This is a genomic window from Shewanella sp. SM21, from assembly GCF_025654335.1.
Taxonomy (GTDB): Bacteria; Pseudomonadota; Gammaproteobacteria; order Enterobacterales; family Shewanellaceae; genus Shewanella; species Shewanella oncorhynchi.
In genome coordinates, this window is record NZ_JAKKRL010000002.1 from 134,245 (window position 1) to 154,188 (window position 19,944).

Consider the following 19,944-nt stretch of genomic DNA (forward strand, 5'->3'; position numbering starts at 1 on the left):
TCACGCTGGGGTTAGTGGGTTAGATACCCGTCAAATATTTGGATATGGAAGAATTTGGAGCGGTAGTTCAGTTGGTTAGAATACCGGCCTGTCACGCCGGGGGTCGCGGGTTCGAGTCCCGTCCGCTCCGCCAAATTGCAAAAAGCCCCATCGAAAGATGGGGCTTTTTGCTTTTTACTGATCTCCTTAATTTCTGCGCTGTTCATCTTATTAGCGATGAGACTCGATTCAAATGTCAGCAAGGATCACGCTGAAATCTTAATATGATTAAGTGATAGCTACTGTGGAGCCTGTGCGGTGTCGGTGAGGATGACTTCAACCCGACGGTTTTGCTGGCGGCCACTGGCGGACTCATTATTGGCAACCGGTGAGCTTTCACCTTTACCTAGGCTACTGAGCCGATTGGATTGGATCCCTTTTCCTTGTAAAAAATGGCTAACACTATCAGCTCTTTGCTGCGATAAACCCAGATTGTATTGTTCACTGCCTACACTATCTGTATACCCTTCAATCATGGCACCACGCGCGGGATACTTGTTCAGAAAGTTCGCTAGGTTGGTTAGATGTTGACTGGTCGATGACTTAAGATCCGCTTTGGCAGTGTCAAATAAAACATCACCTAAGGTTACGACCCAACCACGTTCTGACTGACGGGCATTCAGCAATGTGAGCTGGGCTTGCAGTTCGGTCGTTTCCTGACGCGCATCTGCAGCATCAGCACGGGCTAGTCGCGCATCTTGATGGGCTTGATTGGCCTCTGTGGTGCGAGCATCCAATCTGGCGTCATCGCGTTTTTTAGCGAGGACTTTGTGTTGATCCTCGGCAAAGCGGCTCTGCGCTTGAGCTAAGGCAATATTGACTTTCTTATCAGCAACAAACACTAGGTGCTGTGATTGTTGCTCATCTTTTACCGGTTGTTCAGCAGCGCGAACGGCTTCTTCAGCTTGTTTAATGGCAGCAGGGGCTAAAATTGCCAGTTCATTATTCGCTTGCAGTTTATTAAGTTCTGTACGGATATCACCGATGCCTTCAGCTATTTTGGGCGTACTGCTACAAGCTGCTACAGTGGTTAGGAGTAGGCTATATGCCAGTATTTGGCTAAAACGTAAAGGCAGACCCGACGAAGCGATAAGTTTTTTCATTACTGAATTCCTCCTGAACGGCGCAACATTTCTTGCTGCAGTATGCTGATATTGTTTTTCATTTCATTATTGACGCTATTGGCTTGTGCCAGCTCAGCGCGAGCTTGTGCCAGTTCGGCCTCAAGGCTCGCCTCTATGGCGTAACGATCGGCGCTGACAGTGTCCATATTGAGTAATGCGCTGCTTGCAGATTGAAGTTTAAGTCTGGCCTGTGCCAGTTCATTTGAGGCATATTGGCCGACTCTTGCTTGCTCAGCGCGGGCAATGGTGTGTTCAGCCCGTTCCATTTCTGCGGTCTTAGTCAATGGCGTTGAACTACAGCCCACGAGCGCTGTTGCAATACAGCCTGCCAATAAGAAGTGCTTGGCTCGCTGTAAACCGATTGGATATTGCTGTGGTTGTTGATTTTTATTGATGTTCATTTGAAATTCCTTTCTCGGAAACAGTGCACCGAGTGTGGTCTTTAGGTTTGTTATTGCACCATGCACAGTCAATATGCTGGTGAATAGCCCCATTTTTGAGTCAGTTGGTATGAGTGAGTAATTTGACGCCACGGAAATTCATGAGCTACTCCTCTGAGTAAAGAGGGCCGGTACACTAAGGGTTGCATCGGCTTGAGCTAAACGCAGTGTGTTACTGCATGGTTTAGTTTTTGCACTTAATCAATGAAACTTTTCCCTGTTTGTTCGTCACGTTCTAGGCTAACGAGTGATGATTTGGCTCTTTTTCAGTCCAGTTATCTTCCTTGTCGTTTGATTTAAGTTCTTCAACCTCGCTTATTGTGTGTGCTTTTACTGGTATCCACGTCTTGTTTAGCTTTATCTGCAACTGTGGTTTTGATCATCTGACGGTTGCGGGCTACGACGGGAGGATTGGCTTTGTTGGTGTTGGAATTCTGTGCATCGTTATCGATGGATTTATGTTGTTCTGTGAATTTTTTCATATAAACCTCAAGTAACCCGGTGTAGTGCAAGAGTGCATGAACCGTACATTCAGCATGACCTGCTAAATATTGAACGTCTGTGCGTTAGCGCGCATGGGATTAGTGATGGCAATATTGGCCGCTCGGCACGTTTTTTGTTTGCTGGGCGGGCCGATATAATCAACAATAATGCATTGATTACAAAGGTAATGTGTCGGATATTAGGCAGCATCAGTTTGCGCCATGTTGGCGTGTAGGGTTGATGACTGCCTGTTCTTATTTATGGTTTGCAGTACCAGTGTGGGTTTAGTACTGAAGTGGCATATGGGATAACGATAGAATGGCTGTTGTACGAGTGGTCTAGCCATCCGTTATGTGTATTTTTATTTGAAGTACCGGTTAGGATACAAGAATTGAAATGTGAGTCTTTATGGCTGATGTACTAAAGTATCGGTTGTTTTTAAAACACTTCCTTTTTAACGCACTTCCTATTGTTACTGTATTCTTATATTCACTGTAGGTTTATGTTTGCTGCGCTTGTTGAGGTGGCATCAGCCGTTCTGATTCCTGCTTAACGACTGAGTAACATTCACAACAGGTTTGTTCTAGTAACGCGCGATCGACCACTTCAATATTCCCACGACTGTAATTGATAATTCCCATGCGCTGCAGTTTGCCTGCCGCATCGGTGACACCTTCACGGCGTACGCCGAGCATATTAGCAATCAATTCCTGTGTCATCAGCACGCGATCATCGGGCAGCCTATCTATCGAAAGCAGTAACCAACGACACAGTTGCTGTTCAATACTATGGTGGCGATTGCAAACCGCGGTCTGGGCCATTTGGGTCAGTAGCACCTGACTGTAACGCAGTAACAGATGGAGCAGGGCGCCATGACGGTTAAATTCGTCTTTAAGCCGCTGACCAAACAATCGATAGGCAACGCCAGCACTTTGCACTACAGCGCGACTCGTCGTGCTTTCTCCTCCCATAAACAGTGCAACGCCGACCATACCATCATTGCCAACGACGGCAATTTCAGCGGATGCCCCATTTTCCATCACATACAGCAGCGAAATAATGGAGTCCAACGGAAAATACACATAACGCTGCTTTGAGCCTGCTTCACAGACCACTTGTCCGAGTTCTAATGGAACCAGCTCCAGATGCGGGAAAATACGTTGTTTGACTTCCTCTGGCAATTCACATAACAACCGATTGGATTCTGGCGGGAAGTGAGTTTCCGGTGGCGCGCGCTCTGATACAGATTTCAGTTCTAGTGTGTCCATTATGATAGCGTGTCCTTGTGTGGTGATATAGCTAACTCAGGTTACAGCGAGAAACACCCATGCTATGTACGGTAGCGAACATAATGGCAGATTTTTTGAATTGTTGAGCGGAAAATATGCACTTAAGTGCGCATTGAGTGATAGCAACTGCAGCAACGGGCAAGTAGAGCTTGCCGGTCAAGAATATGTAACCGCCCACGATTATATGAAATGCTACCGCGGAGCTGTAAATTGCCTGCGGCCTCGGTAATACTGCTTCGCCTAACACCTAGCATGTCGGCTAAAAATTGATGGGTTAGATATAACTCATCAGTCTGAATTCGGTCGTGACTCATTAGCAACCAACGTGCTAGCCGAGACTCAATGGAGTGAAAATGGGCACAGACTGCATTTTGTGATAATTGGCATAACAAGGTGTATAGATAAGTCTCTACTATTTGCTTCAGATTGGTATTTTGAGCGAGTAAGTTTTCAAAGGTTTCAATGGGGAGCCGCCAAGCTTGGCCAGAACCTTGGATTATCGCCTCGGAAGGCACTTGCCGAGTGCCCAGCAAAGTCGTCGCCCCAAGCATACCTTCGTAACCAATCAAACCCATTTCCAATGCAGGATGTTTGGGGAGTTTAGCAATCAAAGAAATAAAAGCTGTTAAGGGAAAATAGACATATTGATATGACTCGCCAGGCTTGCACAGTAAGTCGGCAAAGTTAAGTTGGACTAACTCAGCTTGCGATAATAAATCCGCTTGTTCCACCACTGGCAGATGACGGATTAATCGATTCTGAATTTGTGGCGCTGATGTATCTTGGTGTTGAGTGGGCATAGCGGTTCAACCTGTGGTGGCATTGACTTGGCACCAGAAAATCTGCTGCAAAAAGAAGGGCCGCAGCCCCTGAACGGGGGCTACGGAATGATGGAGATTAAACGACTAGTTGTTTAGTTGCGGTGAAGGTGCAGCTGATTTCAGTTGCATATCGTTTTTGACTGAAATGACGCCGGGGACTTTGCTTGTTAGTTTTACCGCTGTATTGATATCTTCACGCGATTTAACAAACCCGCTGAGCTGGACCACGCCTTTAAAGGTTTCAACATTAATCTCGGCCACACTTAAGTTTTTATCACCTAAAATGGCAGCTTTCACTTTGGTGGTGACCACACTGTCGTCTAAATACTCGCCAGTACCTTCTTTGTTGTATGCAGAACTGCAACTGGCCACGGCGACTAAGCCTAGAGCCAGCAGGAAGATACTTAACATTTTAATTGTTCTCATCAGATTATCCTTTTTGATAAAGAGTAAAAATGGGGGCATTAGCTAACGCGTCCCGTTAACAGCAATATAATCAGCACCAGTAGCACTATGCCTATAAGGCCACCTGGACGATAACCCCAGTTTCGGCTATGGGGCCAAGTGGGGAGCATGCCGAGAAATAACAAAATTAAAATAATCAATAAAATAGTCGCAATTGACATGGCTAATCTTCCTGATACCGGGGCAATTTTGCACTGGGTAACATGAGTCTGTGCCGTAGCAAATGGGATGTCGGTACGCTGGCGCACTTACAGGGATCTGACGAGTCGATGTGTTTATATTCGCATTACCTGATAAGCGGTATGCCGAACAGAGCGAGTGATTGTAGAGATGCATACTCTAACTTATGTCCAATGACGGACATGTTCAATTCGAAACCAACGTTTGGTATTTCACTTATTCCGTTGTCCAGTTTCATGGGCTGCGCTAATAAAGAGGTCAACAAAATGAATTATCATGATCGCGATGTTTACGGCATTTACAACAATCCACAGTTCGCTTCTCCATCATTGGCACAAGGACCCGGCCCATATCTGATGGGCGCTGAAACACTGATCGGCAATAATGTTGTTAATAACTCTGGTGAAACCTTAGGGGATATCAAAGAAATTATGCTTGAAGTGGAAACGGGCCACGTCGGGTATGCGGTACTGTCGTTCAGTACTTATTTTGGTTTTGGAGAAAAGCTGTTTGCAGTGCCTTGGAAGATGCTGACACTTAATCATGAGCAAAAATGTTTTGTCATGGATATATCATTAGAGCGACTCAAAACGGCGCCGGGGTTTGATAAAGGCCATTGGCCCAATATGAAAGATGTTGAATGGGAAAACGAACTGCACGATTACTACGGTAGCCGTAGGGATTAATGGTGTTAAGCAGGGGATTTATCCCCTGCGTTATTATTTGGATTCAGTAAATATGTATAAGTGTGGTTGTGTCTATCAAGTGAGTAGGGCCCACACGCATTTTAGTTGTTAGGAATTTGCTTATCGCCATGGTTGTAACCTAATAACGATAAAAGTTTGAGCTAGCGTATTATCGAAAGTCACTAGCGTGTATCGCTGATCAATGTCTTCGCTTCATCAAATGATTAAAGCCTTGTCGAAAGATAAGGCTTTTTTGTTTTTCTATTTTAAGTTTAAATCCCTATTTAAGGTAAATCTGATGTTTTCGGATTTGTACTACAGCTTATTTTACTTGATGTCGCTAGATTGCTCCGTTTTCTTGATTTTTCTCCATAGGTGATGAGGGAAGAGTCATATTTAACAGTGGATATATCGAATAGATAATTTCAGCTTACTGTTCATGCTGTTGTCATCTGCGTCATTAAAGCTAAGCTCATTAGTATTTAGCTCAGTTATCTAAAGGATTTATATGGTTGAACACATTACTGGCATGCTAGCGCTAATTGGAGTGCTATCGTTATTTTGTCAATGGCTTGGCTGGAAACTGCGGTTACCAGCGATTTTACCCTTGTTGCTATGTGGGCTCACTTTAGGCCCTGGGCTTGGACTCCTCAATCCTGATGCGATTTTTGGTGATTTGCTTTTTCCGATTATTTCCCTCGGGGTCGCCGTGATTTTATTTGAAGGTGCTTTGACTCTTAACTTCAAAGAAATCAAAGATCATGGTCGTATGGTGACGCATCTTGTGACTATCGGTACCGTGATCACTTGGGCCTGTATCAGTACGGCCACCTTTTATTTACTGGATTTTAGTTGGGAAATTGCATTGCTCTTTGGGGCGCTAGTGGTGGTGACTGGGCCTACGGTTATCGTGCCAATGCTCAGAAGTGTGCGTCCTAAATCTCAGCTGGCGAGTATTTTGCGTTGGGAAGGTATAGTGATTGACCCAATAGGTGCGCTGCTCGCAGTGTTAGTCTTTGAATACATAACCGTTGCTAGCGATCAAACGACGCATGTGCTCTATGCCTTAGGCTCTATGTTGTCCCTCGGATTAGGACTTGGCGCAGTAGCGGGTTATCTAACGGGACAAATCTTAAGACACAACCTATTGCCACACTATCTGCGTAATACCGCCGTTTTGACCTTAATGCTGGGTATCTTTGTCGGCTCGAACCTATTACAAGAAGAATCGGGTTTATTGACTGTGACAGTTATGGGCATTTGGCTTGCGAATATGCGTGGTGTGGATATTGCTGAAATCCTTGAATTTAAAGAAACATTAACCGTACTGTTAATTTCTGCACTGTTTATTTTACTGGCGGCGCGATTAGATTCTAATGCCATGCTCGGCTTAGGTTGGGGTGGACTGGGTGTTTTAGCGGTGACCATGTTATTGGCACGACCGCTGAGTATTTGGGCTTCTGGTATCGGCACATCTCTGTCGAAAGCGGATAAGTGGTTTTTATGCTGGATTGCACCGCGAGGCATAGTTGCTGCTGCGGTATCGTCATTGTTTGCGATTAAGTTAGAAGCCAACAATGTGCAGGGCGCAGATGCAATTGTGCCCTTAGTGTTCTTAATTATTATCGGCACTGTGGTGGTCCAAAGTTTAACGGCGGGACGTTGGGCACGATTTCTTGGGGTTAAAGCCGATTCTGCCCAAGGTTTATTGATCTTTGGCGCCTCTAAATTTTCCAGAGAGTTAGCGAAAATTTTAAAAGCCAAAGATGTCAAAGTGCTATTGGCTGATAATAACTGGGATAACATTCGCCTTGCGCGTATGGATAATATCCCAGTGTATTTTGGTAATCCCGTATCGGAACATGCTGAAACCTATATGGATTTAACTGGAATTGGCCGCGTATTGATTATTTCACCTTACCGACAGTTAAACCCGTTAGTGAGCTTTCATTTCCAAGACTTTTTTGGTGCTAAAAAAGTATTTGGTCTTAATAATACCGAAGTAGGCAGTGCGCGCCACCAGCTCTCTGAAAGTTATAAGCAACGTTTATGTTTGTTTGGTGATGCAGTGTCTTATGCCAAGATAGCCAGCCTAATGGCGAAAGGCGCTCAACTGAAAGTAACGAATTTAACCGAAAACTTCAGCTTTGAACATTTTCGTAAACGTTACGGTGAGACGGCAATACCACTGGTTTACCTGACAAAAGAAGGTAAGGTCGTCGTTGTTTCGGGTAATGATACCGTATTTCCGAATGGCATTGAGCTTATCAGTCTATTGCCAATTGAAGCTTTAGAAGAAGCCAAAGTGCAGCAAGCGATTGCAGAGCGGGAAGCCCAAGAAAAAGCAGCAGAATCTGCTTTAGCAAAGGTAAAAACGGAAGAGCATGAAAGTGAAGGTGATGACGCTATTGGGTAAGTTATTGTTACCAAGAAATTTATTATTGAAATATTTTTTGACTAGCTGAAAAATATTTCTCAAATAGCACATTCAAGGCATCATAGCTGCGTGAGTTTTATGGCCAATCTTACTGCAGCTATAGATTACATCCCAAAAAAGAGTATTAAAATGACTTGGCTAGAAAGCCATGTTTATGCAGAAAGTTAGCTCTTATACAAGCAGTCATTACACTACTGAATAAGCATTTTGCACTAAGGAACGTATGGTCGATTCTATGCATTCAACCGCGAGATTGAATTGAGTGTCGTTTTCGGCGCCACCAAGGCTCAAGCGGATAAAATTATCATGGCAATTAAAGTCATCACCATTACGGACTAATATGCCTTTTGCGGCCAGTGCGGTAACGAGGTGATGGGCTTTGATATCTTCTGGCAGTTGTATCCAACCGTTTAACCCTCGCCAAGTTTGGGTTAATCCCAGTCGTTCGCCCATGGCGATACAGTGACGTTGGCGTTGACGTACGAGCGTATCTCGTTCTGCAGTGATATGACCTTTCTTTATCAACTGACAGGCTATTTCAATATTCAGCGGCGACACCATCCAGCATTGGCTATGAATAGCGAGTCGCACTTGGGCGATAAGGGGGTCAGGAACCAGAATAAAACCTTGCCTTAAGCCGCCAGAAAACAATTTTGACAGGCTGGAAATATAAATCACCCTTGGGATCGCCAGCTGTTTTGCTAATTGCCACAGGGGCGAATGCCATTCTTCAGGTAAACAATAATTCACGTCATCTTCAATGATATAGAATTGATATTGCTCTGATAATTCAAGGATTCTCTGCCGCTGTGATTCACTGTACTGAATGCAAGTGGGGTTTTGATTATTCAGTGTGAGATAGACTAATTTAGGGTTGTGGATCTGTAATAGGGCTTCAAAGCACGGCAGATCTAATCCTTCGTGGGTAAGGGGCACACCAACGCTAGTGACGCCAAGCTGTTTAGCACAAATTCTCACGCCTGGATAACTGTATTGCTCGTGTAACAGTACATCGCCTGTTGATAAAAATGCGCTCAAACAGGCAAAAATGGCTTGCTGGCCGCCATGGGTAAAGACCAGTTGCTCGGGCGTTTGCTGTATGCCGCGTTGGTTTAACCATTGGTGGAACACTTGTTGGTGTTGATCTAATGGACTGGCGCGATAACCGAGTAACTGACTCAATTTAGTGGGGTCTTTCGCTAATTGGCTGAGGCAATCGCTTAGGGTGCTGATTTGATCTGTGAGTGGCTGCTGACAGGTCGCCATATTCAATTGTACGTTACCCATTTCAGGTACAGGGGAGGCGTTGACGTAGGTGCCATCTCCCACTCGTGCTTCGACGTAACCCCTTTGTTCCGCCAATGCATAGGCGCGGGTCACAGTGCCAATAGTGATGCCTAAGGCATCGGCTAAACGGCGCTGTGGTGGCAGTTTACTACCTTGGGTTAACACCTTCTGCAAAATGCCTTGTTCTATGGCACTGACTAAGCGCTGATATTTCGGGCCTGAAAAAGTCGTTAGGTCTGGCGTCCAGATTGTACCCATGACAATAAATCCATTGATCTCTAATATTCTCCGTATATTATTTATTGCATCTTTTTATGTCAACAAATGTATGCATACAATTTAAGGCGAATATGAATACTGCACTGCTTTATGATCCACAATTATGGACTTTAATGGCCTCGACCGCGCTATTTTGCGCGACGATGACAATGACTCCTGGACCGAACAATATTCTCTTAGCTAGCTCTGGAGCGCATTTTGGTGTGCAGCGTACCGTGCCACATATTGCAGGGATCCGCTTGGGTTCGACCTCTTTACATCTTGCGGTATTATTCGGCCTCGGTACCTTGTTTGAAGCATTACCGGTATTGCACCAAGTATTGAAATATTTCGCTTTGGCGTATTTGCTGTATCTCGCGTACAAATTAGTGACGTCGCCAGTGCAGAGCACGCATTTGGATGATGGACGAAAACCTATGACGCTCATTGAAGCTGCATTATTTCAATGGATTAACCCTAAATCTTGGATGTCGACGATTACCCTGTGTAGCGCTTTTACATTAAGTGGCGATGGCTTTTGGTTGAGTGCGTTTCTTGGCGTATTAATGTTCAACTTAGTGGGATTTCCTGCATCATTTACTTGGGTCTTTGTCGGTGCCGCGATCAGTAAGAAACTCAATACCGATAGACGTAAGCGCCATTTTAATTGGTTTATGGGCAGCTTGCTCTTAGTGTCATTACCTATGATATTACGCTAGCTTGGCTTGAATTAAGTGCCTAACCCTATAAATATTCTGAAGAAGACACTCGCGTAATGATTGGCTTTATGCCATAACCAACATACTATTGATGGCTTTTTAGGTAATGACCTTTTAGCTGAACATTTTCAGTCTCAGTTATACTTGTTGCTTATCTTGATAGTGTGTATATGGAGGTTGCCGAGTGAAGTTCCCTAGTTTGATTTCGTTTATGCCGGGATTGGCGCAATTATTACAATATGAAAAGCAATGGCTTAGGGATGATGTGCGCGCAGGCTTATCCGTTGCCGCTGTGGCATTACCCGTAGCGATTGCTTATGCCCAGCTCACTGGTGTGAATGCTGCCGTGGGTTTGTATTCCTGCGTATTACCAATGTTGGTATACGCACTATTTGGCACCTCAAAACAATTAATCGTGGGTCCAGATGCGGCGACTTGTGCTGTTATCGCCGCGGTTGTCACGCCCCTAGCTGCAGGGGATAGTATGAAGCACTGGCAGTTAGTGATGACCATGACGGCCATGACAGGCTTTTGGTGCTTGATTGCGAGTCGTTTTAGGCTGGGGGTGCTCGCCGATTTTCTATCAAAGCCGATTTTGATGGGGTTGCTTAATGGCGTTGCAATTACCATTATCGTGGGACAGTTTTCAAAAATATTCGGTTTTACCTTCGATGAGCGCTATTTAATTGAGCGCCTCAGCGGTGCGCCTTCTTACTTATCCAAAACCCATTGGCCGACATTGACTATGGGGATTGTGACGCTAGCGACTTATGCCTTAGTGAAACGGTTTCGTCCCCAATGGCCTGCTTCTATGTGCGCAATGGCGATGGCGGCTTTCCTTGTTTGGGTGTTTAACCTGACGAGCTTTGATATTAGCGTCGTCGGAGAAGTGACCTCAGGATTACCTTCATTCCAAGCGCCTGTATTTGATTTAGGTATCGCCCGTGAGCTTGTGGTACCAGCGCTTAACTTAGCCATGGTGAGCTTTGTGAGCATGATGTTGACGGCTCGAAGCTTTGCGGCAAAAAACGGTTACGATATAGATGCCGATAAAGAGTTCAGGGCGTTAGGAATAGCCAATATAGCGTCTGCCATATCTCAAGGTTTTGCGGTGAGCGGCGCGGATTCCCGCACTGCGGTTAATGATGCCAATGGTGGTAAGAGCCAGTTAGTGTCTATCATTGCGGCGGTATTGATTGGTGTTGTGGCGCTATTTTTCACTGCACCTTTGAAGTTTATCCCCAGTGCCGCCTTAGGTGTAGTGCTGGTGATCGCCTCTATCTCGCTTATCGATTTAAAGTCACTGTGGAATCTGCGAGTGCGGGATAGGTCTGCTTTTCTACTTGCCTGTATCACCTTGTTCTCTGTGTTGTTTATTGGGGTTATCCCTGGGATAACCTTGGCTGTATTACTGGGTTTATTCCAGTTCCTTGCTACTGTGATGCGGCCTACGGATCAAGTGCTTGGTTTAGATCATAAGGGCGTTATCCGCAGTGTCGATGAATCGGGTAAAGCTAAATCGGTTCCAGGAGTATTTATATATCGCTTTAATTCACCGTTAACTTACTTTAATGCGACGTATTTTAAGCGCCGTTTACTGGAAAAGTTTATTCGGGAATCTGAGCCTGTTGATTGCATCATTATTGATGCAGTGCCTTGTTTTACCCATTTGGATTTAAGTGTGATGGCCATGTTGGCTGATTTACATCAACTGCTTAAAAAACGTGGCGTTCGTTTAGTGCTTGCGGGACGTAAACGGCAGATGCTGAGTTGGTTTGAGCAAGCGGGCATGCAGACAGGGGAAGGTGGTATTTTGATCCGGCCAGATTTGTATCTCGCCCTTAAAATGAATCAAAGCTATAAACAAGCCTTGGCTGAAGGGCAAGCGCCTGTGATCCAAAAAGTTCCTGATGACTCGGTATTGTTGCACAGTCATTTGTAGTTAACTGTAATGCCTTGTTTGATTAAACAGGGTCATAAATAGCGCAGCTTAAGGTTGCGCTATTTTTTGTCTTAATTTGATAAGTAAATCAATGGTATGACTAGCTTTTTGAAGGTATTCAGTTTTACCGTTTAGTCTTTGAGAATTCTATCTAGGGGAATAAAACCGTGAAAACCATAATAACCCATAGGGCCGAGTATCAGACTCAGTAGGCACCATAAGCACTTTTTGTTAGTGCTGAGATCCACTTTACTCTTGAAAGCCCGAAGGGCAAATAGACAATGCAATAGCACCAGGCCCCCAAGCATAATAACGATATTAATATCCATATTTTCCAACTGTCTTATCCTTGTGTTCTATCATTCACGTCCTTGAGTCTTCAGGCGTGGTTACTTTTCTTGAGAAGATTGTCTAGCTACGATTAGCTAAATTAGTTACCTAGTAGCAAATACCTTACTTGAATATTTTACCGATGGCTATAACATAAAATAAAAATAATCTTTAAATCTTATTGGCTTACACGTCTCCTAACAAGCAAGTTGGAGAATGGCTAGCGTCCCAGATCACATATTTTTCCATCGCACGAATAAATATTTCACTCGAAATAAGTCGATTCAGCCAAGCGGCGACTCGCGGAAAATCATCACTAAGCGCACGTTTAAGATCCACTGCGGCAAACTGGCGTACAAAAGGTACGATTGCGTAGTCGGCAAGGCGAGGTGTATCGGCGACTAAAAAGGGGTGTTGCCCTAAGCATGTTTCAAGTTGCAGGAGGAAATGACTCGCCTGCTGATAATAATAAGCTTGCGTTTGCTCAGGGTAACGGTCGGCATATTTATAGCGGTCAAGGCATGGTTTAAATTGCTGATCATTTTTCGCGATAAGCTGTGCCATTTTATCTTCAATAGCAGGATTTTGCTGACACAATAGATCTAAGGGATCTGCTTGCGTGAGTGCCCAGCGCATGATCTCAAGACTTTCGGCAATCACCTCGCCGTTTGCTAGTACTAATACTGGCACAGTACCCTTAGATGAGGCCGCTAGCATTTGTGGTGGTTTGGCTTTAAGGGTGATTTCACGGACTTCAACATTGCATTGGGCTAATAAGAGTCCCAAACGTGCTCGCATGGCATAGGGGCAACGGCGGAAGGTGTATAAGACGGCTAGAGTCATTCGGATTTCCTCTACTGTGCGGCGCCATGCGTGGAAGTTGATGCGACTAAAGCTGATGTCAGCGTGTTCATACTTGCTTATTGACGACGCGAGCATGCCAATGCGAATGTTGCGTGCCAATCATGCAATATTCAAAGGGCGCAGATGGTAACGCTTTCATACTGGGATTTCTGCTTAAATTACCATCATAGAATGATTTTTCTCACCACTGTGCGTAAAGAATTAAAGACCCTGTATTTTATCTGTGTTTATCTTGCTGTGACTCAGGTAGAATTCCGCGCTATTTTTGGGATCTGCAGCAAGGCTGCAGATGATTGATTTGTTTATGCACTGGAAATTAAGTTCCAGCCAGCAAAGAGGGTGTTATGGCTAAAGTTGTCGTATGTGCGTTATATAAATTCGTGTCGTTACCGCATTTTGAATCTATCCGAGCGCCATTGCTTGCTATGATGGAACAGGCCGAGATCAAAGGCACTCTGCTCCTCGCAAGTGAAGGGATCAATGGCACAGTTGCTGGCACTCAAGAAGCGATTGAAGCGTTATTAGTGTGGCTTAATAGCCAAAATGGCCTAGATAATATCGTTCACAAGTTATCATTTGACGATGAAATGCCGTTCTACCGCACTAAAGTCAAACTGAAAAACGAAATCGTGACTATGGGCGTTGAAGGTATTGACCCACTTAAAGTGGTTGGCACCTATGTGAAGCCTCAAGATTGGAATGCGCTGATTTCTGATCCGGACGTGATTTTAGTCGACACCCGTAACGACTATGAAGTGCAAATCGGCACTTTCAAAAATGCTATTAATCCTGTGACTGAAACCTTCAGAGAATTCCCTGAGTATGTGAAGCAAAATCTTGATCCTGCTAAACATAAGAAGGTCGCCATGTTCTGTACTGGCGGTATTCGCTGTGAGAAATCAACTGCTTATTTAAAAGAGCAAGGCTTTGACGAGGTCTATCATCTCGAAGGCGGTATTCTTAAATACCTTGAAGAAGTCAAAGCGGAAGAAAGCCTGTGGGAAGGCGAGTGCTTTGTATTTGATAACCGCGTTGCGGTAAATCATGACTTGAAGAAAGGCCAATACGATCAATGTAATGCTTGCCGTATGCCAATCACTGAAGCTGAAAAACAGAGCCCTGCCTATGTGCAAGGTGTCAGTTGCCCACATTGTATCGATAAAATTTCTGACGAGCAGCGTAAACGTTTCGTTGAGCGTGAACGTCAAGTGAATCTGGCTAAAGCCCGTAATGAAGCGCATATCGGTAGCGATGTAAATCAAGTGATTGAAGCGCGCCGTGAGAAAAAAGAAGCGCAGCGTCGACTCGCCGCCGAGAAAAATAACGCGAAAAAATCGCAAGCGCTTTAACTTTATATGCCATTAGATGAGTAGTGAGTTAGTCATGAGTTTGCACTGAGCTTGTTTGTCACTCAGGCAGTTTTCACATGGCTCTCACAGTGAATATGGCTTGCACTCTGGCCCGACTCGTTCGGGCCATTTTTTTATATAGATTTTAGTTTTAGCGTGAATGTGCTTTTAGGCCATTATTTAACTTATTATTTATCATAGCGCTATGCCGAAAACCTTAAATTTATGATAACTTTCAGTCGCTAGTATTAAAAACGTTAGTATTAACAACGCTAGCATTTCAAAAAAGTCGAGTGCTATATACGAAGGGAGCGATTCAGTGCAAGGTAGGCAAAGCGCATGAGCATTTGGAAAGAACTATACGATATTTTCGATAAGGAACGCAGTCGCTGGCAGCAATCGAGCGCCAGTAAGCAGGCGATTGCCTTCGAGTTAAAAGCCAATTTGGGTTTTCTGGCCGATGCCTTAAGCAGCGGTTTGTCGCAAAGTGCGATCGCCAGCGGTTTAGAATGCAGTATTTTTGAGGCAAAACTGAAAGAGGGCGCAGCACTCACTGCGTTAAATCACCGTAAAGTGACACTGAAATTTATTGGTGAATTTGCCGAGTTTAATAAATATGTCGGTAAAGAGAACGACGCTTTAGTCGAGAATGCTTACGCTAGAATCAAATCGCTGCAGAAGTTAGTCGCGGCAGAGCCCAATAAAAATCATGATCTTAAGATTAAATCCCTGTTTCGCTTTTTAGTCTTTTTAGTGGCGCACCTTGAGGAGCAGCCATTGAGTCGCACATCAGCGAAAAAAGCCTAAGGCGGATGAGTGGCATTGGCTAGCTTGTTATTTGAGAGACAAAAAAGGCGCCTGTGGCGCCTTTTCTATGTTTGCGAACGTCATTGCTCAGTGTTTATAGCACAGTCTTTAAAAGGCATGTTTAAGAGCCATCTTTAGACTCACTCTTTAAAAGCCGCCATTGAGCTTAGCCCCTAGGTGGTTCAGTTTTGCTGTGATCTGCTTTATTGGGTTCGGAGTCCGCAGAACCTGGCTTGTTTGAAGCCGCATCGGCGTCATTGTCTGCTGCCGAAGCCTTCGTAGTACCTGGCTTTATCTGCTTATCTTTACCATGTTGACCGAACTGCGGCAGTTTGAACTTAGCACTGTACTTCAACGCAGCAAGATTGCTGGCGATGACACCGACGATCAAAATAATAATGATCCAGACTTCTAAGGTCGACATACTCAGCTCCTGTTTCGAATTGACTCGCGCACACCTAACGGGCGATTAATCAACCGCTAAACGTTGCTCACATTTACGAATGTCCTCTGGCGTATCCACTTCAATAGAATCAAAGGCGCTAATGGCGATTTTGATTTTATGGCCGTACTCTAATGCACGTAATTGCTCGAGTTTTTCCAGATCTTCTAGGCGACCTAATGGTAGGGCGGCGAAGGCCTGTACGAATTTGCGTGTATAAGCATACACACCTAAGTGCTTATAAACGGGGTAATCTTGAGTATCGCGGCCAAAAGGAATACGCGAACGAGAGAAATACAAGGCGTAGTTGTTGTTATCGAACACCATCTTCACATGCATAGGATCGTCAAGCTCGGCTTTATTGACGATTTCAAAGCCTAAGGTGGCCATTTCAAACTCCCCAGGGTGACGCTCGAAGAGGCTGATGACTTGCTCGATAGAGGTTGGGTCAATTAGAGGTTGATCGCCCTGTAGGTTGATCACTAAGTCGTCATCTTTCAGTCCCAGTTGGTTTATTGCATCATTGATACGATCTGTACCCGAGGCAGCATCTGGGCTGGTCATGACTACTTTGCCGCCAAAACCTTCAACGGCCGCTTTAATGCGATCATCATCGGTAGCGACGTAAATATTGGTGAGGCCTTTGGCTAACGACGCGCGTTCATACACGTGTTGGATCATTGGCTTGCCGTTAATCGGGGCTAAGGGTTTGCCCGGGAAGCGGCTTGAACCGTAACGAGCCGGGATTAACAGAGTCACATTCATCAAATTATCCTAATTTTATCAAAGATATACAGTGTAGAGATACAATGCATATAGACAAAAGGGCTCACAATTGAGCCCTTTTAATATGTGTTAGAGCTTAGATACGACGGAACAGGGCAGTCAACATTTCATCTGTGACTTTCTCTTCCCAACCCGCGCCGTAAACGTTAGCCCATAGTGGACCCATGCTCTTAGTCACGGCAACCATTTTCGCTATCGTTTCGTCTGGCAGATCTTTACAGATGTTCTTCGGCAGCGTGATGTTATGTTTCTTCATCATCAGACGGAACTCTTCAACGCCTTCTGGATAGAATTCTTCTAACACATCAAAGGCGATACAGTTGCCGATACCGTGGTGGTAACCCAGGATATAGGACAGACCGTAAGAAACCGCATGACAGGCACCCACTTGGCTATAAGCTATGCTCATGCCGCCCATGAAAGACGCCATCATTAGCTTGTCGTCTTTTTCTACGTGGTCGTCTAAGTACACTTGGCGACATAAATCCATCGCTTTTTCAGCGTAGGATTTAGAGAACTCGTTTAAGAAGGTACCTTGTAAAGATTCAACACAGTGGATATAGCAATCCATACCTGTGTAGAACCATTGGTCCGTTTCCACGCCTTCGATTAACTCAGAATCCATGATGATTTGATCGAATACTGTGTAATCTGAGTTCAGGCCTAGCTTACGCACTGGACCACATAATACGGCGGTGCGTGACGCTTCTGCACCCGTACCAGAAATCGTTGGGATACCAATGTGGTGTACCGCGGGGTTCTTGATCAAGTCCCAACCTTGATACATAGCAGAGCCACCTGGGTTTGTCAGCATCAGCGATACCGCTTTAGCTACGTCCATGGTTGAACCGCCACCTAAACCGACGACGCTCACTGGCAGTTTGCTATTGAAAGCTTGAACTTGTTCAGTCAGGGCATCGATTTGAATTGTGCTTGGCTCTTCATCAACGTTAACCCAAATTATCATGTCTTGTGCTTTAGCTGGAATGCGGCCCTCAAGGGCTTTGCCTTGATGCACGTCATCGACTAAAAACACCACGAAGTCGTCGGCGGTTTTACGTTCAGCAGCTAACACTTCATCCAATTGGACGAATGAGCCACGGCCGAAGATCATTTTTTCAACTACTTTAAAATTCTTAAAACTCATTGCAACAAACTCCCGTAGAATTATTGGGCAAATGCTTTCTTGATGTTTTCGATACGCTCGGCGATCTGAGCATCGGTCCAAGACAACTTGATGAGCATAGAAATCGTGCGGCTCATAATGGCATCGGATTTAGGCACAGAAACTTGAGTATAGTCAGGTCTGTCGGCGATTAATGTGATTGGCAACGCAGCAGATGCCTTAAGCTCCTGAATGTGTTTCCAGTTTTTCAAATAATGCCAGTTGTTTACATACCAGTAGAAGCAGCCATCAACGCCGTTTTCAGCCAGTTTTTTGCTGATTTCTTGCGTGCGCGCTTCGGTTGGCAACATAAAGGTTAAGAAGCCAGCCGAGTCGCCTTCGGGATCTGGGATCTGGCGGAAGGTGACTTCTGGAATAGCGGCCATTGCATCTTTAATGGTCTTTTTGTTTTTACGTTGAATATCGATAATGGTATCGAGTTTACGTAACTGCGCTAACCCTAAGGCGGCATTCATTTCCGAAATACGGAAGTTCAAGCCAATGATAGGGTGTGACTCTGCGCCGCGGTCTTTACCAATATGGTCATGGCCGTGATCTGAGAACATGTGCGCATTGTTGTAGATTTCTGTGTTGTTAGTGATCACAGCGCCACCTTCACCACAGGTGATGGTTTTGACTGAATCGAATGAGTAACAACCCACATCACCGATAGTACCTAGGGCTTGGCCCTTGTAGCTACCACCGATGGCTTGGCAAGCATCTTCTAAAATCAGTAAGTTATGTTTTTTACAGACGGCTTTGATCTCGTCCATCTTCGCCATAGAACCGCACATGTGCACTAAGTTGATGGCTTTAGTGCGTGGGGTAATCGCGGCTTCGATACCTTCTGGAGATAAACACAATGTCTCATCAATTTCGGCAAAAATCGGAATCGCGCCTGCCATAAAAATCGCTTCAACAGAGGCTACAAAGGTAAAAGGTGGCACGATAACTTCATCGCCAGCACCAATGCCTGCAGCCATCATGGCCGTTTGCAGCGCAGCAGTACCGCTTGATAAAAGGTGAGCATGCTTCACGTTCATCTTCTCGCACAGTAGTTGCTCCATATCGCGCGTCTTCCAGCGATCATTACGCATATGGTCGAAGTTGTAACGGAAGGTAAAACCGTTTTCCATAACGTCAGCGACTTCCTGCTTCTCTTCAGGACCAAATAATTCAAAACCGGGCATGGAAGGTATCTCCTTAGAATTTGTGGCGCATAGGTCGCCTGCAATTAACTGGCGGATTATAACTGGCGTAATAGACCCTTGCGATGTTTTATTGCTGAAAATTGTCATGGAAAAAGAAAAACCTGCACAGGGGCAGGTTTTATCTGAGCATTGATGACACTCAGCTAAGGGTTAAAAGCCTATATTCAGGCCGTTAGCGTGGATTGGCTAGACCATGTTCACGGTCAACCGTGACATCTAAATCTGTCAGTAAACCGTTATCAATGCCGTAAATCCAGCCGTGTACCGCCACTTCTTGGCCGCGATCCCAAGCTTCTTGCACTATGGTTGAACTGGTCACATTAGCAACCTGCTCAATCACGTTTAGCTCGCACAGGCGATCAAAACGTTTGGCTTCGTCCATCTGTTGTAATTCTTCCTGATAAATACGATAGATATCACGTAAATGCCCGAGCCAGTTATCGATGAGTCCTAAGCGTTGCTGACCCATGGCCGCGCGCACACCACCACAGCCGTAGTGACCCACCACCATAATATGCTTCACCTTGAGCACATCGACGGCGTATTGCAGTACAGATAAGCAGTTAAGATCGGTATGGATCACCATGTTGGCGATATTACGGTGAACAAAGACTTCACCGGGCATAAGATCAATGATTTGGTTTGAGGGTACGCGACTATCTGAGCAGCCAATCCACAGGTATTCAGGATGTTGCTGTTTCGCTAATTGTTCAAAAAAATCAGGATTTTCTTGGCGTATACGTCCGGCCCAGCGGCGGTTATTGTCGAATAAAGGTTTGAGTAGTTTCATTTTAACCTATTGTTTTATTGACATATAAAA

At 45.0% G+C, this 19,944-nt stretch carries 22 protein-coding genes and 1 tRNA gene; 8 read left to right on the plus strand and 15 right to left on the minus strand.

Annotated elements, in window-relative coordinates; translation table 11 throughout:
- Positions 1–56 precede the first annotated feature (56 nt).
- Positions 57–133: transfer RNA gene (locus tag L5L94_RS02675), tRNA-Asp, on the plus strand.
- Positions 134–278: 145 nt separating this feature from the next.
- Here L5L94_RS02675 and L5L94_RS02680 read toward each other — a convergent pair.
- From L5L94_RS02680 to L5L94_RS02710, 7 genes are all read right to left on the minus strand, one after another.
- The gene (locus L5L94_RS02680; RefSeq protein ID WP_028760081.1) at positions 279–1,142 is read right to left on the minus strand and encodes an OmpA family protein; all 864 of its coding nucleotides are present in this window, start codon (positions 1,140–1,142) and stop codon (positions 279–281) included.
- Entirely contained in the window at positions 1,142–1,564 is a 423-nt protein-coding gene (locus tag L5L94_RS02685) for a DUF4398 domain-containing protein (protein ID WP_131525782.1), read from the minus strand. The genes L5L94_RS02680 and L5L94_RS02685 overlap by 1 nt, the downstream gene beginning before the upstream one ends.
- Before the next feature lie 344 nt (positions 1,565–1,908).
- Entirely contained in the window at positions 1,909–2,085 is a 177-nt protein-coding gene (locus tag L5L94_RS02690; protein ID WP_263161017.1) for a hypothetical protein, read from the minus strand.
- 501 nt (positions 2,086–2,586) lie between these two features.
- Positions 2,587–3,354 carry a Crp/Fnr family transcriptional regulator gene (locus L5L94_RS02695; RefSeq protein WP_173496650.1) on the minus strand — a complete coding sequence of 256 codons (768 nt, stop codon included), beginning with the start codon at positions 3,352–3,354 and terminating at the stop codon, positions 2,587–2,589.
- A 122-nt stretch (positions 3,355–3,476) separates the two neighbouring features.
- Positions 3,477–4,175, minus strand: coding sequence for a Crp/Fnr family transcriptional regulator (locus L5L94_RS02700; RefSeq protein WP_263161019.1), 699 nt, complete (start codon positions 4,173–4,175; stop codon positions 3,477–3,479).
- A gap of 105 nt (positions 4,176–4,280) precedes the next feature.
- Positions 4,281–4,622: a BON domain-containing protein gene (locus L5L94_RS02705; RefSeq protein ID WP_263161021.1), complete on the minus strand. Its 342-nt coding sequence runs from the start codon at positions 4,620–4,622 to the stop codon at positions 4,281–4,283.
- 38 nt (positions 4,623–4,660) lie between these two features.
- Positions 4,661–4,822: a DUF3309 family protein gene (locus L5L94_RS02710; protein ID WP_081729035.1), complete on the minus strand. Its 162-nt coding sequence runs from the start codon at positions 4,820–4,822 to the stop codon at positions 4,661–4,663.
- 285 nt (positions 4,823–5,107) lie between these two features.
- Between L5L94_RS02710 and L5L94_RS02715 the strand changes: the two genes are divergently transcribed.
- Together L5L94_RS02715 and L5L94_RS02720 are read left to right on the plus strand one after the other, a co-directional pair.
- A complete protein-coding gene (locus L5L94_RS02715) occupies positions 5,108–5,527 on the plus strand; it encodes a PRC-barrel domain-containing protein (RefSeq protein WP_028760076.1) in 420 nt (139 codons plus the stop codon).
- 508 nt (positions 5,528–6,035) lie between these two features.
- On the plus strand, positions 6,036–7,943 hold the full coding sequence (locus L5L94_RS02720; RefSeq protein ID WP_263161023.1) for a cation:proton antiporter: 1,908 nt from the start codon (positions 6,036–6,038) through the stop codon (positions 7,941–7,943).
- A 207-nt stretch (positions 7,944–8,150) separates the two neighbouring features.
- Here L5L94_RS02720 and L5L94_RS02725 read toward each other — a convergent pair whose 3' ends face one another.
- Complete coding sequence (locus tag L5L94_RS02725; protein WP_263161025.1) at positions 8,151–9,509, minus strand: PLP-dependent aminotransferase family protein; 1,359 nt, start codon at positions 9,507–9,509, stop codon at positions 8,151–8,153.
- A 92-nt stretch (positions 9,510–9,601) separates the two neighbouring features.
- Here L5L94_RS02725 and L5L94_RS02730 point away from each other — a divergent pair, with 92 nt between their 5' ends.
- Both L5L94_RS02730 and L5L94_RS02735 read left to right on the plus strand, forming a co-directional pair.
- The gene (locus tag L5L94_RS02730) at positions 9,602–10,228 is read left to right on the plus strand and encodes a LysE family translocator (protein ID WP_263161027.1); all 627 of its coding nucleotides are present in this window, start codon (positions 9,602–9,604) and stop codon (positions 10,226–10,228) included.
- Between the two features lie 184 nt (positions 10,229–10,412).
- Positions 10,413–12,170 (plus strand): SulP family inorganic anion transporter, encoded by a 1,758-nt coding sequence (locus L5L94_RS02735; RefSeq protein WP_105252613.1) that lies wholly within the window; start codon positions 10,413–10,415, stop codon positions 12,168–12,170.
- Positions 12,171–12,301: 131 nt separating this feature from the next.
- On the opposite strand, the gene L5L94_RS02740 is transcribed toward L5L94_RS02735, so the two are convergent.
- Both L5L94_RS02740 and L5L94_RS02745 read right to left on the minus strand, forming a co-directional pair.
- Positions 12,302–12,499, minus strand: coding sequence for a hypothetical protein (locus L5L94_RS02740; protein ID WP_028760072.1), 198 nt, complete (start codon positions 12,497–12,499; stop codon positions 12,302–12,304).
- Positions 12,500–12,686: 187 nt separating this feature from the next.
- Positions 12,687–13,343 carry a glutathione S-transferase gene (locus tag L5L94_RS02745; RefSeq protein WP_263161029.1) on the minus strand — a complete coding sequence of 219 codons (657 nt, stop codon included), beginning with the start codon at positions 13,341–13,343 and terminating at the stop codon, positions 12,687–12,689.
- A 144-nt stretch (positions 13,344–13,487) separates the two neighbouring features.
- On the opposite strand from L5L94_RS02745, the gene L5L94_RS02750 reads away from it, so the two are divergent.
- From L5L94_RS02750 to L5L94_RS02760, 3 genes are all read left to right on the plus strand, one after another.
- Entirely contained in the window at positions 13,488–13,661 is a 174-nt protein-coding gene (locus L5L94_RS02750; RefSeq protein ID WP_173496656.1) for a hypothetical protein, read from the plus strand.
- Between the two features lie 47 nt (positions 13,662–13,708).
- On the plus strand, positions 13,709–14,713 hold the full coding sequence (locus L5L94_RS02755) for a rhodanese-related sulfurtransferase (protein WP_028760070.1): 1,005 nt from the start codon (positions 13,709–13,711) through the stop codon (positions 14,711–14,713).
- Positions 14,714–15,052: 339 nt separating this feature from the next.
- Positions 15,053–15,520, plus strand: coding sequence for a hypothetical protein (locus tag L5L94_RS02760; protein WP_131524476.1), 468 nt, complete (start codon positions 15,053–15,055; stop codon positions 15,518–15,520).
- 166 nt (positions 15,521–15,686) lie between these two features.
- Here the strand turns inward: L5L94_RS02760 and L5L94_RS02765 are convergent, their stop codons facing one another.
- The 5 genes from L5L94_RS02765 to can all read right to left on the minus strand — a co-directional run bounded on the left by L5L94_RS02765 (position 15,687) and on the right by can (position 19,914).
- Complete coding sequence (locus L5L94_RS02765) at positions 15,687–15,944, minus strand: DUF2897 family protein (RefSeq protein ID WP_263161033.1); 258 nt, start codon at positions 15,942–15,944, stop codon at positions 15,687–15,689.
- A 45-nt stretch (positions 15,945–15,989) separates the two neighbouring features.
- Positions 15,990–16,727 carry an 8-amino-3,8-dideoxy-manno-octulosonate cytidylyltransferase KdsB gene (gene kdsB / locus L5L94_RS02770; protein ID WP_012197229.1) on the minus strand — a complete coding sequence of 246 codons (738 nt, stop codon included), beginning with the start codon at positions 16,725–16,727 and terminating at the stop codon, positions 15,990–15,992.
- A gap of 97 nt (positions 16,728–16,824) precedes the next feature.
- Positions 16,825–17,895, minus strand: a complete 1,071-nt coding sequence (kdnB, locus tag L5L94_RS02775) for a 3-deoxy-alpha-D-manno-octulosonate 8-oxidase KdnB (protein ID WP_028760066.1) — start codon at positions 17,893–17,895, stop codon at positions 16,825–16,827.
- A gap of 20 nt (positions 17,896–17,915) precedes the next feature.
- Positions 17,916–19,103, minus strand: a complete 1,188-nt coding sequence (gene kdnA, locus L5L94_RS02780; protein ID WP_028760065.1) for an 8-amino-3,8-dideoxy-alpha-D-manno-octulosonate transaminase KdnA — start codon at positions 19,101–19,103, stop codon at positions 17,916–17,918.
- A gap of 193 nt (positions 19,104–19,296) precedes the next feature.
- Positions 19,297–19,914, minus strand: a complete 618-nt coding sequence (can, locus tag L5L94_RS02785; RefSeq protein WP_028760064.1) for a carbonate dehydratase — start codon at positions 19,912–19,914, stop codon at positions 19,297–19,299.
- Between the last annotated feature and the right edge of the window lie 30 nt (positions 19,915–19,944).